Raw genomic sequence first — 12,311 nt, 5'->3', positions numbered from 1 at the left:
CGCGCGCGCGCGGCATGCCTTGGGGCTCGGGTACGTCCGCCAGAAGCGCTATCCCGAGGCGCTGGACGAATTGCGCCGCGCTTATGAGCTGGCGCCGGATGAGGCCCGTTTCGCCTATGTCTATGCGGTGGCGCTCCAGTCGCTGGGCCGCGCGCGGGACAGCGCGGCCGTGACCGCCGCAGCCTTGGCCCCCAGGCCCTACGATTTCGATCTGCTGGCGCTGGCGCTGAACGAGGCCCTGCGATCGGGCGACCGCGATCGCGCGCGCGATGCCGCTGCCATGCTCTCGCGCCTGCGGCCGGACGATGCGGAGATCGCGCGCCTCTCCGCACGCCTGCGCTGACACCGCCGTCCTGCCGACGGCAAATGGTCCCGGCACCTCCCGAGGTGCCGGGCCATCAAGGACGAACGGGCGGGGACGCCCCTACTGTCCCCCGCCGGCATTGTCGAACTGGGCCTTGATCTGCTCCTGGATCTGATCGATCGAGAAGCTCGAGGGGCGCTGGGCCGGCGGATACTCCTTGAAGGAGTCGAGGAACTTGGCGACTTCGACCTGAGCGGGCACGAGCAAATAGGCGCGATCCAGCATCCAGTCATAATAGGTATTGGAGGTGAGATCGGCCCGCTCGTAGGGGTCGGAGCGCAGATCGAAGATCTTGGGCACGCGCAGCTGCGTGAACGGTTCGGCCCAGATCCGCAACGTCCCCGTCGCGCGCTGCTCGGAAAAGACGAGCTTCCAGTTCTCGTAGCGCATCGCCACGATCTGCGCGTCATCATTGAAATAGACGAACGCTTTGCGGGCGCTCTGGTTCGTCTTGCCGGTCAGATAATCGAGTTGATTGTATCCGTCGAGGTGATTCTTGTACTGCTTTCCGGCAATCGTCGTGCCCTTGAGGAGACGATCCTTGATGGTTGTATCGCCGGCCGCGGCCACAAGGGTGGGGAACCAGTCGAGGCCCGAGAAGATGCCATTGGCGACCGAACCGGGCTGGATGTGCCCCGGCCAGCGGATGAGGGCGGGGACGCGGAACGCGCCCTCCCAATTGGTGTTCTTCTCGCTGCGGAAGGGCGTCGTGCCGGCATCCGGCCACGAATTCTGGTGGGGGCCGTTGTCGGTCGTGTAGATGACGATCGTGTTGTCGGTGAGCTTGAGCGCATCGATCTTGTCGAGGATCGTGCCGATCACTTTGTCCGTCTCGATCATGCCATCGGCATATTCCGTCAGCGCGGTGAGGCCCGGCTTGGAGCGGTTCTCGGGGCGCACGTGGGTCCGGAAATGCATCCGCGTGGTGTTCATCCACACGAAGAAGGGCTTCTTGGCCGCCACCTGGCGATCGATGAAGTCGATGGCCGCCTTGGAGGTTTCGTCGTCCACCGTCTCCATGCGCTTGCGCGTCAGCGGGCCGGTGTCCTCGATCTTGCCACCGGCCGTGCTCCGGATGACGCCGCGCGGGCCGAACTGCTTGCGGAAGGCCGGATCCTGCGGGTAGTTGAAATTCTCCGGCTCTTCCTCGGCGTTGAGATGATAGAGGTTGCCGAAGAACTCATCGAAGCCGTGCGCCGTGGGCAGGAATTCGTCGCGGTCCCCGAGGTGGTTCTTGCCGAACTGGCCGGTCGCATAGCCGAGATCCTTCAGCGCCGACGCCAGGGTGACGTCTGACGCCTGAAGGCCAACCTTGGCGCCGGGCAGACCGACCTTCGACAGGCCCGTGCGCAGCGTCGTCTGACCGGTGAGGAATGTCGAGCGCCCCGCCGTGCAGCTCTGCTCGGCATAATAGTCGGTGAACTTGAGGCCCTCGTTGGCGATCCGGTCAATGTTCGGGGTCCGGTACCCCATCAGGCCGAAGCTGTAGGTCGACAGATTGGTTTGACCGATGTCGTCGCCGAAGATGACGACGATGTTCGGCTTGGCGCTGGGCTGCTGCTGTGAGGCTGCCGGCGTGGCGGCTGCCAGCGCCGCCGTCGCCGTCGCCGTGAGCATGCATGCACTCAGCAAACGTCGAATATACATTCCCGCCTCCCCCGAAATGCTTGCGACGCATTAACCCGGCCAGAGACGTCGCGATGACACCCCGCATGGTGTCTCGTCCCAGCGGGGAGCAACAGCCTCAGTGCGAGCGCAGGATCATGTGATGGCGATGTAAAAGCAAGCGAGTTCTTAGGGACATGACCCGGGAATAAATAGCGGTAGCCAGTTGATGACATGCGGCTCGAAGCATTTGTGCGATGCAGCAGCAGTTGTCCAATGACAAGCCGGCTCACGGGGCACTGTTCAATCGCTCGCACATTCGCTCGCCAGCCGGCCCGGGGCGACGACCTTTTGCGAACAGGCCGCAAAGCTGTCGGCACGCGCTGCATTGCGGGTTCGGGCTAGGGGGCGTGGCCGATGATGGCGGCGTTCGCGCGCTTCTGGATCGCGATGATCCAATCGCGGGGCGCCATGGACTTCGTCTTCTATTTCTTCTCGAAGGGAAAGATGACGTTCCAATCGGCCTTCATGTCCACCACGCTCCAGCCGCGGCGCGGCGCTTCATCAAGGGCCTTGTCGAGCCGCCCGATCGACGAATTGCGGTCGTAGGCCCACTCCCGCTCCGCGTCGGTGTGGTGGACGATCAGGCCGAAGCGCGGGCCGGAATTCAGCGTCGTCCACTGCAGCATCTGCAGGTCGCCGTCCGAATTGCCGGCGGCGAAGATCGGGCGGCGGCCGATGAAGCGGTTGATTCCCAGCGGCTTGCCAGGGCCATCATCGATGAACTCGACCGCGGGGAGCTTCATGATCTGCGGCGTGTCGCCGTCAAGTCGGAATTCCGTCTTCCCCGACGAGCCGACGATCTGCTCGGGCGGAATGCCGTAGACGTCCGGCGCCCACGGGCGCATGAATTCGACGCCGCCGCCGGAAACGATGAAGGTGCGAAAGCCATTCGCCCGGAGATAGGCGAGCAGTTCCAACATGGGCTGGAACACGAGGTCGGTGTAGGGGCGGTCGAAGCGGGGGTGGCGCGCGGTCTTGATCCAGGTGGTAACCAGCGCGCTAAACTCAGACACGCTCATGCCCGCATGAGTGGCCGCGACGATCTCCAGCAGCCCCTTCTCACCCGCGGCGGCCAAGGATTTCATGTCGCCTTCGAGCACGGACTTGAAGGGCTGCTGGTCCTTCCACCCGGGATGTTCCTGCGCCAGAGCGCGAACACGATCGAACGCGAAGGCCGCCTGAAAATACGCCGGCTGCTCGCTCCACAAGGTCCCGTCATTGTCGAAGACGGCGATGCGCTCCTTAACCGGTACGAAATCCGGACCGCCCTCGCGTGTCACCCTGGCGACGAAATCGAGGATGGCGGTCTTCGCGGCTCCGGAATTCCAGGACGGGAGCGGATCGGCTTGCGCGCCCCCGATCGATGCGGCCGCGACAAGCAGGAGCGCCGCGAGCGCGGCCCGTCGCGTCAGCGACATCATCATTGCGCACATGGCCCGCTCCCGTTCCGTTGGTCCGCGGCGGAACCCGTCTCGGTTGTGCATCATAGACATAGGGATCGAAGGATCGCCAGAGCCCCCGGCGGTGGGTGATTTCGGCCTCGGCGAGCCCGTTGATCCTCGCGGCCAAGGCGTCGTCGTAACAGTTCCCGACACAGCCGACGCAGGCGAACGGAACGGAGGCGCGCCCCTTGGTGCGGAGGCGTCCCGGGGCACGATTTGGTTTTTGTTAGATTGTTGACATTCTCAAAGTCATCCATACGATCCCCTCCCAGACCGCGCAAAGCGGCGAGACAATTAGGGAGGGTTCATATGCTGGCGGCTTCGCTTGCAATGAACGGCGTCGTCCTGGGATCCGTGCTGCTGATGTGCAGCCTCGGGCTGACCCTGATCTACGGCGTCGGTCGGATCGTGAATTTCGCCCACGGGGCACTGTTCAGCCTGGGCGCCATGGCCGGCGTCTGGCTCGCCGGCGCGGGCCTGCCCTTCTGGCTCACGCTCGTCCTCGCCCCGCTCGGCGTCGGGCTCATCGGCGTGGTCCTCGACTGGGCGATCCTGGCGCGCATCCGCCACCGGCCGATGGTGGACAGCCTGCTGCTGACCTTCGGCCTCGCGCTGCTGATCACCGGCGTGCTCTACGAGCTGGGGGGGCGCAACGTCCAGATCCTGCCGGTGCCTGCGCAGCTTGAAGGCATCGTCTCGGTGGGCGGCCTCACGCTCCCGATCTACCGCATCTTCGTCTCGCTGCTGGCGGTGGCGCTCACCGCGGCGCTGCTCCTGTTCCTGCGCAACTCCACCTGGGGCCTCAGGGTGCGGGCCGCCAACGACGATCCCGAGATGGGCGCCTGCCTGGGCATCGACCGCGGCCGGCTGATGCACTCGGTGGTCGGCATCAGCGCGGCGCTCGCCGCCGCCGCCGGGGTGGCCGGGGCGCCGATCTTCACCGCCTACGCCACCGTCGGCGACAAGATCCTGATCCTGGCCTTCATGACGGTGATCCTCGGCGGCCTCGGCAGCCTGCGGGGGGCGGTGGTCGCGGCCTATGCGGTCGGGCTGATCATCGTCTTCGGCGAGGGCTATTTCGGCGGCCAGCTCGCTTTGATGGCGCTGTTCCTGCTGGTCATGGCCATGCTCATCAAGTGGCCGCGCGGCTTCTTCGGAGAGGGGAGGACGGAATGAGCGACCTCGCTGCCAATCCCGCCTTGGAGCGCCGCGCCTCCGGCCGCGGACTGCTGCTCGCCGGCGCCGCCCTGGTGGTGGTGGCGGGCGCCCTCGTGCCCTACTGGACCGCTGGCGCGCCGTTCCTGCTCATGCTGGCCTCGCAGGCGGTGATCGCCGCGATCCTGGCGCTGAGCCTCGATCTGCTCACCGGCAATACCGGCCTGCTCTCCTTCGGCCATGCCGCGTGGTTCGGCTTCGGCGCCTATGTCGCCGGCCTGCTCGCCAAGCTGGTGACGCCGGAGATGCTGATCGTGCTGCCCGCCACGGTGATCGCCGCCAGCCTGGTGGCCGCCGTCACCGGCGCGGTGCTGGTGCGCCAGATCGGCAAGACCTTCGCCATCCTCACGCTGGCCCTGAGCCAGATCATGTTCGCGTTGGTGTTCGTCGCCTCGGACATCACTGGTGGCGAGGACGGGCTGCAGGGGGTGCCGGTCACGACCGTGCTCGGCCAGCCCGTGGTTCAGGCGCAGACCTGGTACTGGCTGCTCTACGGCGTGCTGCTCGCGGCGCTCGCGGCCAGCCTCCACATCCGCCGCTCGCCGCTCGGACGGGCCTGGCTGTCGATCCGCGAGAATGCGGAGCGGGCCCGCTTCATCGGCATCGACGTCAACGGGCTGAAGCTGCTCGCCTTCGTGATCTCGGCCGGGCTCGGCGCACTGGCCGGCGCCCTGCTGGCGCTGTTCAACGGCGCCGCCTCGCCGGACCTGCTGTCCTGGTTCGAATCCGGCAAGATCCTGATGTTCGTCGTCCTCGGCGGCGTCGGCACGCTCGTCGGGCCGGTGCTGGGCGGCATCGTCTTCACCTTCGCCGAGCACTATGTCAGCAGCCTCACCAGCGCCTGGCTGATCTATTTCGGCGGCCTGTTCGTCCTGATCGTCATCGTCGCCCCCGGCGGCATCTTCGGCGCGCTCGGCCATCTCTGGCGGCGCATGCCGGGCCAGGGGAGGTGAGCGCCATGATCCTCAAGGTCGAGGGCCTCTCCAAGAGCTTCGGCGGGCTGAAGGCGGTCAACGACGCCCGCTTCGCGGTGGCCGAGGCGAGCATCCACTCCATCATCGGCCCCAACGGCGCCGGCAAGACCACTTTGTTCAACCTCATCACCGGCGCCATCGCGCCGGATGCGGGCACGGCGACGTTCGACAATGTCGACATCACCCGCTGGACGCCGGACCGGCTGGCCCGCGCCGGCCTTGCCCGCACCTTCCAGCGCACCAGCATCTTCAAGGAGCTGCCGGTGGACGGAGAACGTCGCCTTGGCGATCCGCGCGCGGGAGGGCATCAGCCGCGCGGTCTGGCAGAGCCGCGGCGAACGCGCAGATGGTGGCGCCGAGGCGCACGACATCCTCGCCCGCGTCGGCCTGGAGAGCCGCGCGGGCGCGAAGGCGGGCGACCTCGCCCACGGCTTCCAGCGGGCGCTGGACATCGCCATCGGTCTGGCGCTGAAGCCGCGCCTCATCCTCATGGACGAGCCGCTCGCCGGCATGTCGCGCGGCGACCGCGAGACCGTCGCCAGCCTCATCACCATGCTGCGCGATACGCTCGGCCTCACGGTGGTGGTGGTGGAGCACGACGTCGGCATGGTGATGCGCCTGTCCGACCGCATCACCGTGATGCAGCATGGCGCGGTCATCGCCGACGCGCCGCCCGACGAGATCCGCGACAACGCCGCGGTTCGCAGCGCCTACCTGCACGGGAGCTTCGCGGCATGACCGGCGCCATCACGTTCGAGAACCTCCACGCCTTCTACGGCCAGAGCGAAATCCTGCATGGCGTGAACATGCAGGTGGAGGCCGGCTCCGTCGCCTGCCTGCTGGGCCTCAACGGCATGGGCAAGACCACCACCCTGCGCGCGGCCATGGGCCTCGTGGACCGCACCGAGGGCCGCATCCTCCTGGACGGCAAGGAGCTCGGCGGGCCGACCTTCCGGCGCTCGCAGATGGGCATCACCTTGGTGCCCGAGGACCGCAAGGTGTTCGCCAACCTCTCGGTGCGCGAGAACCTGGAGGTGGCGCGGGCGATGGCGCCGCGCGATGCCGCCTTCGACATCGCCGCGGCGGTGGAGATCTTCCCCCGCCTCGGCGAGCGGATGGAGCAGAAGGCCGGCACGCTCTCCGGCGGCGAGCAGCAGATGCTGGTGGTCGCCCGGGCCATGCTGGTGAACCCGCGCTACATGATGCTGGACGAGCCCACGGAGGGCCTCGCGCCCACTTATGTGGAGGCGATCCGCCAGTCCATCGAGGTGGCGCGCGGGCGCGGCATCGGCATCATCCTGGTGGAGCAGAGCCTGCCGCTGGCGCTCGCGGTGGGCGACCATTTCCACATCATGGAGAACGGCCAGATCGCGCGCTCCTTCACCCGCGCCGAGGCGATCGCGGAGCCCGCGGCGATCGAGCGCCTGCTGACGGTGAGCTGAGCCATGCCCGACATCCTGGCCCGCCGCGACGGCGGCATCCTCGTCCTGACGTTCGACAACGAGCCGCGGCGCAACGCCTTCACCCACGCCATGACGGAGCGGCTCGGCCGCCTGCTGGCGGAGGCGGAAGCGGACCCGGCGGTGCGCTGCGTGGTGCTGACCGGCGCGGGGGCCCGCGCCTTCTCCAGCGGTCACGATCTGAACGAGTTGCTGGACGACCGCGACCACGCCGCCGACGAGGCGCTGAACGCGCCCTTCACCGCGCCGGCGCGCATGGCGACGCCCACCATCGCTGCGGTGAACGGCGTCGCCCATGCGGGCGGGCTCATCCTCGCTCTGTCGTGCGACATCCGCATCGGCGCCGAGAATGCGGACTTCGCCGCGCCCGGCGCCCGGCTCGGCCTCCTGCCCATCGGCGGGCAGGTCAGCCGCCTGCCGGCGCTGATGCCCATCGGCTTCGCCTTCGAGATGCTGGCCACCGGCCGGCGGGTAAGCGCAGAGGAGGCCGCACGGGTCGGTTTCGTCAACCACATCACCGCCCCGGGCGGCGCTCTGGACAAAGCCATGGAGCTGGCGCGCGCCATCGCCGCCAATTCCGCGGTGGTGGTAGCCGGCATCAAGAAAGGTCTCGACCTTTTTGCCCGCGAGGGCGCCGACGCGGCGCGCAGCTTCGAGTGGGCCGAGGGCCGTCGCCTCCAGAGCGGGCCGGACGCCGAGGAGGGCCTGCGCGCCTTCCTCGAAAAGCGCGCCCCGAATTTCCAATGATCGAGCGAAAGACCAGTCGATGAAGACGGAGATCGAATCCAAGACCCTGCTCGCGCGCTACGGCATCGCCACCACGGCGCCGCGCCTCGCGACCTCGCCGGAGGCGGCGGTCGAGGCGGTGACGGCGGTGGGCCGGCCGTGCGCGCTGAAGGTGGTCTCCTCCGACATCGTCCACAAGGTGGACGCCGGCGGCGTGCGCCTGTCCGTGGACGCGGACGGCGCGGCGCAGGCGTTCGATTCCATCATGGCGGCGTGCCGCGCCTCGCACCCGGATGCCGACATCGAGGGCGTGCTGGTGGAGGAGATGGTGCCGCCGGGTCTCGAAGTGTTCATCGGCGCCCGGCTCGACCGGGACTACGGACCGGTGATCCTGGTGGGTCCCGGCGGCTCCGGCGTCGAGCAGCGCACGAAGCCCATCGCCGCCTTCGCGCCGGTGGACGAGCGCGCCGCCTTGGCGCTGGTGGACGCCGCCTTCCCCGGCCATTTCACCAATGGCGGCGCCTCCGGCCGCGAGAAGCTCGCGAACTGCATCCTGGCGGTGGGCGGCGCGCGCGGCCTCATCATGCGCGAGCCGATCGGCGAGATCGACATCAACCCCATCATCGTCAACGGGGCGAGCGCCATCGCCGTGGACGCCGTGGCAGGCGATCTGGAGGGCGCGGACGCGCGTCTGCCGCGCACCGATGCGGAGGTGGCCGCAGCGATCGCCAAACGCCGCGCGCGGCTCGGCGGGCTGGGCGCGCTGTTCGACCCCAGGGCGATCGCCTTCGTCGGCGCCTCGGCCTCCAAGGACAAGCTCGGCTACCACCTCATCAACTCTCTGGTGGAGTTCGGCTTCACCGGCGACATCTACCCGGTCCACCCGACGGCGCAGGAGATCTGCGGCCTCAAGGCCTATCCCTCCGTCGCCGACATCCCCGGCACGGTGGACCGCGCCTATGTGGCGGTCGCCAGCCGGAACGTGCCAGACGTGCTGGCCCAGTGCCGCGCCAAGGGCGTCACGGTGGCCCAGGTGCTCACCGCCGGCTTCTCCGAATTCTCCAGCGACACCGGCGCGCTGGAACAGGCGATGCTGGACCAGGTGACCGACGGTCCCATGCGCATGGTGGGGCCCAACTGCATCGGCACCTTCTCGGCCCGGAGCCGCATGGCCGTGGGCGCGGCCCGCTACAACCCGGTGAACGACGGCGGCATCACCTTCTTCTCCCAGAGCGGCACCTATGCCGGCGACGTGGTGCGCCGCGCGCAGGTGTGGGGCCTGCCGGTGGGCAAGGCGCTGTCCTGCGGCAACTGCGCCGACCTCGACATGGTCGACTTCCTGCTCTACGCGCAAGACGATCCGGACACCCGCATCGTCGCCTTCTACATCGAATCCATGCGCGATCCCGGCCTGTTCTTCCGGATCGCCCAGACCATGACCAAGCCGGTGGTGATCCTGCGCGGCGCCGCCACGGCGCAGGGCCAGGTCGCCGCCTCCAGCCACACCGCCGCGCTCGCCACCGACCGGGTGCTGTGGGAGGCGGGGCTCGCCCAGTCCGGCGTGATCCAGGTCAGCGCCATGGACGACCTGATGGACACGCTTCTGGCGCTCCACGTCCACGGCCGCGGCCCCGGCAACCGCCTGGCCCTGTTCGGTTCCGGCGGCGGCGTGAGCGTGACCACCGCCGACGCCGCCGCCGCGCGGGCTGGTGATCCCGCAGCTCAGCGGAGAGACCGGCGCGGTCCTCAGCCGTTTCGGCATTCCCGGGACCAGCGTCGCCAATCCCATCGACATCCCGGTGTGGGGGCTGAAGGACGGCGAGCGCTACATCTTCGAGGAGATCATCAACGCTTTGAAGAGCGACCCGAACATCGACCGCATCGTGGTTTTCGTGGAGGTCGGCTGGGTGCTCGACTTCATGCCGAGCGACGAAGCCGGCATCGCCGCGGTGGAGGCGATCTGCGCCTCCGTCGCCCGCGCGCGCGCGACGGGCCGCCCATGTCGCTGGCGCTGCGCACCTCGGGCGATCGCCACCAGGACGATCTCGTGCGGGACCAGCGGGTGAAGCTGATGGAACAGGGGATTTCGGTGTATCCGACGACCTCGCGCGCCGTGCGCGCGCAGGCAAGGCTCGTTGGACCCTAGGAGGGCGCCGTGACCAGCAAACCCCGTGTGCAAAGTGGCCGGTTCGGGTCGAGGTCGGACGTGGCGGGCACGTTCTTCAACCTGTTCGACGCCAACCCCGATGCCATCAAGACGCTGCCGGAGCAGCTCGCCGAGCGTCTCGTCGAGCTGATCATCAACGGCGCATTCCAGCCCGGGGAGCGCCTGCACGAGGTGATGCTGTCGGAGCGCTTCGAGGTAAGTCGCGGGCCGGTGCGCGAGGCGCTGCGCCTGCTGGAGCGCGAAGGCCTCGTCACCATGGCCTCGCGCCGGGGCGCCTCGGTCACGCGGCTCACCGAGAAGCACCTCAACGACATCTTCCCGGTGCGCGCGGCGCTCATGAGCGTGTGCGCCGAGGAACTGGCGCTGCACCATTCCGACGCCGTGCAAGCGCTCCTGGACGAGGCGACCGACAAGCTGTTCGAGGCGTCGCGGACCGGCAACGTCTCCGAGTACATCGTGCTGGTCTACCAGGCGAGCATGTACATCGCCGAGGCCTCGGGCAACGAGATCGCGCGGCGCATCCTGTTCTCGCTCGGCCGCCAGACCCTGTCGCTGAGCCGGATGGTGTTCGAGAATCCCGGCCACCGGAAGGACTGGAGCAACAATTGGTGCGGCATCGTCGACGGCATCCGCGCCGGCGATCCCACAGCGGCGCGCATCGCCGTGTTCCAGCTCATCGGCGACATCAAGGCCGCCGCGCTCGACGCCCTGAGGCGCAGGGACGAGGCCGCTCGCCAATCCGCGAAATCCGGCACGGCATCCCGCGAGGACGGACCGGCACGGAGGAGAAGCCGCGATCGCGGCGCGCCCGGGCTCGCCCGGGTGCGCCTCCGACGGGGCCATGACCAAAAGGCAAAGCCTTGGGAGGAGTAACGCCAATGAGGACAATTCGCTATTTCGCCGCCGCGTGCGCTCTTGCTGCCGCCGCGTGGGGTGTGCCGCCTTCCGCGGTCGCCGAGGAACTGGTGGTCGGCGTGTTCCTGCCCACCACGGGGCCGCTCGCCCCGCTCGGCAACGACATGAAGCGCGGCTTCGAGCTTGCGGCCAAGGGCGCGAAGGTCAAGGGCCAGCCGGTCAAGATCATCATCGAGGACAGCGCCGCCAATCCGGCGAACGGCGTCCGCAAGGCCCAGAAGCTGGTTCTGGAGGACAAGGCGAAGGTCCTGATCGGCGGCGCCAGCAGCGCGGTGACGCTCGCGGTCAACGCCCAGGCGGCGCGCCTCAACGTGCCGATCATCACCACCAACGCCCAGGCGGTGCAGATTACCGGCGACCAGTGCAGCCGCTTCCTGTTCCGCACCGTGCCCAACGATGGCATGTCGGCCAAGGCCATCGGCATCATGATGCAGAAGCGGCCCGATTTGCTCGCGAAGAACTGGTTCATCGTCTACCACGACTTCGCCTACGGCCATTCCAACAAGGCCGAGTTCTCGAAGATCCCCGGCATCAAGATCGCCGGCGACGCCGGCCGCCCGGTGGGCACCGCCGACTGGTCGAGCGCCATCTCGCAGATCCAGGCAAGCAAGGCGGACGCGATCTATCTCGCGCTGGCGGTGGGCGACGACCTCACGGCGTTCGTCAACCAGGCGCGCGCCTTCGGCCTCAATTTCGTGATGATGGCCCCGGTGGGAATCCCCGATTCCATGCTCCAGGCGCTCGGCAAGAACGGCGTCGGCATGGTGGCGGGCGGCCTCACCACCTCCTGGATGCAGGAGGCGACCAACCCGAAGATCCGCGACTTCGTGAAAGCCTACCACGCGGCCAATGGCGTGGTGCCCGGCTATCAGGCGATCCAGGCCTATGCCGGCTTCCAGTTCATGCTGGCGGCGCTGGAGGCGTCGAGCGACTACGCCCCCGACACCATCATCAAGGCGCTGGAGACCACGAAGGCCGACACCATCGTCGGGCCGATCCAGATCCGCAAGGGTGACCACCAGGCCATGGTGGGCGCCTACATGGCGGAAGCGGTGGCGCTGCCGCAGGAGATGTTCGGCGCCAAGGTGGGCTGGAAGCTGCTGGACCCCATCGCCTGGGACCAGATGAAGGTCGAGCTGGCCGACACCGGCTGCAAGGGCCTCTGACGCAAGGGCCTCCGACACCCGCATCGGTTCGCTCCCGATCAGGGGCGAGCCCGCACCCGACGCGCCCGGATCCCCCGCTCCGGGCGCGCCTGCCGACTGACCCTCCCGGAGATTTCCCGATGCTTGGCAAGGCCGGCTCGATCGGTCATGATCGTCATCTGCCAGGTCTGCGGGATGACGCGTCTGGTTCTCGCCACCGCGGTCGGCCGCGCGC

10 protein-coding genes and 2 pseudogenes are annotated in these 12,311 nt (G+C 68.2%); 10 read left to right on the top strand and 2 right to left on the bottom strand.

Going from position 1 to position 12,311, the window contains the following annotated elements:
* Window positions 1–343, top strand: a pseudogene (locus AC2W7M_RS10610) (hypothetical protein); the annotation flags it as partial.
* An 81-nt stretch (window positions 344–424) separates the two neighbouring features.
* On the opposite strand, the gene AC2W7M_RS10605 reads toward AC2W7M_RS10610, so the two are convergent.
* Together AC2W7M_RS10605 and AC2W7M_RS10600 are read right to left on the bottom strand one after the other, a co-directional pair.
* On the bottom strand, window positions 425–1,981 hold the full coding sequence (locus AC2W7M_RS10605) for an arylsulfatase (protein WP_486132267.1): 1,557 nt from the start codon (window positions 1,979–1,981) through the stop codon (window positions 425–427).
* 473 nt (window positions 1,982–2,454) lie between these two features.
* Complete coding sequence (locus AC2W7M_RS10600) at window positions 2,455–3,465, bottom strand: HAD family hydrolase (protein ID WP_486132265.1); 1,011 nt, start codon at window positions 3,463–3,465, stop codon at window positions 2,455–2,457.
* Between the two features lie 318 nt (window positions 3,466–3,783).
* Between AC2W7M_RS10600 and AC2W7M_RS10595 the strand changes: the two genes are divergently transcribed.
* From AC2W7M_RS10595 to AC2W7M_RS10555, 9 genes and pseudogenes are all read left to right on the top strand, one after another.
* The gene (locus tag AC2W7M_RS10595; RefSeq protein ID WP_486132263.1) at window positions 3,784–4,650 is read left to right on the top strand and encodes a branched-chain amino acid ABC transporter permease; all 867 of its coding nucleotides are present in this window, start codon (window positions 3,784–3,786) and stop codon (window positions 4,648–4,650) included.
* Window positions 4,647–5,642 carry a branched-chain amino acid ABC transporter permease gene (locus tag AC2W7M_RS10590; protein ID WP_486132261.1) on the top strand — a complete coding sequence of 332 codons (996 nt, stop codon included), beginning with the start codon at window positions 4,647–4,649 and terminating at the stop codon, window positions 5,640–5,642. The genes AC2W7M_RS10595 and AC2W7M_RS10590 overlap by 4 nt, the downstream gene beginning before the upstream one ends.
* Before the next feature lie 5 nt (window positions 5,643–5,647).
* Window positions 5,648–5,920: pseudogene (locus AC2W7M_RS10585) on the top strand (ATP-binding cassette domain-containing protein); the annotation flags it as partial.
* A 25-nt stretch (window positions 5,921–5,945) separates the two neighbouring features.
* Window positions 5,946–6,401: an ABC transporter ATP-binding protein C-terminal domain-containing protein gene (locus tag AC2W7M_RS10580; RefSeq protein WP_486132273.1), complete on the top strand. Its 456-nt coding sequence runs from the start codon at window positions 5,946–5,948 to the stop codon at window positions 6,399–6,401.
* Window positions 6,398–7,105: an ABC transporter ATP-binding protein gene (locus AC2W7M_RS10575; protein WP_486132271.1), complete on the top strand. Its 708-nt coding sequence runs from the start codon at window positions 6,398–6,400 to the stop codon at window positions 7,103–7,105. Before AC2W7M_RS10580 ends, AC2W7M_RS10575 begins: the two co-directional genes overlap by 4 nt.
* Before the next feature lie 3 nt (window positions 7,106–7,108).
* Window positions 7,109–7,870 carry an enoyl-CoA hydratase/isomerase family protein gene (locus AC2W7M_RS10570; RefSeq protein ID WP_486132259.1) on the top strand — a complete coding sequence of 254 codons (762 nt, stop codon included), beginning with the start codon at window positions 7,109–7,111 and terminating at the stop codon, window positions 7,868–7,870.
* Entirely contained in the window at window positions 7,860–9,995 is a 2,136-nt protein-coding gene (locus tag AC2W7M_RS10565; RefSeq protein ID WP_486132269.1) for an acetate--CoA ligase family protein, read from the top strand. Before AC2W7M_RS10570 ends, AC2W7M_RS10565 begins: the two co-directional genes overlap by 11 nt.
* Before the next feature lie 9 nt (window positions 9,996–10,004).
* Window positions 10,005–10,889: a GntR family transcriptional regulator gene (locus AC2W7M_RS10560; protein ID WP_486132257.1), complete on the top strand. Its 885-nt coding sequence runs from the start codon at window positions 10,005–10,007 to the stop codon at window positions 10,887–10,889.
* Window positions 10,890–10,894: 5 nt separating this feature from the next.
* A complete protein-coding gene (locus tag AC2W7M_RS10555; protein WP_486132255.1) occupies window positions 10,895–12,097 on the top strand; it encodes an ABC transporter substrate-binding protein in 1,203 nt (400 codons plus the stop codon).
* Window positions 12,098–12,311 lie beyond the last annotated feature (214 nt).

This window comes from Xanthobacter sp. BG11Y11_SDJG, assembly GCF_057364445.1.
This window is presented reverse-complemented; position numbering and strand designations above follow the sequence as displayed.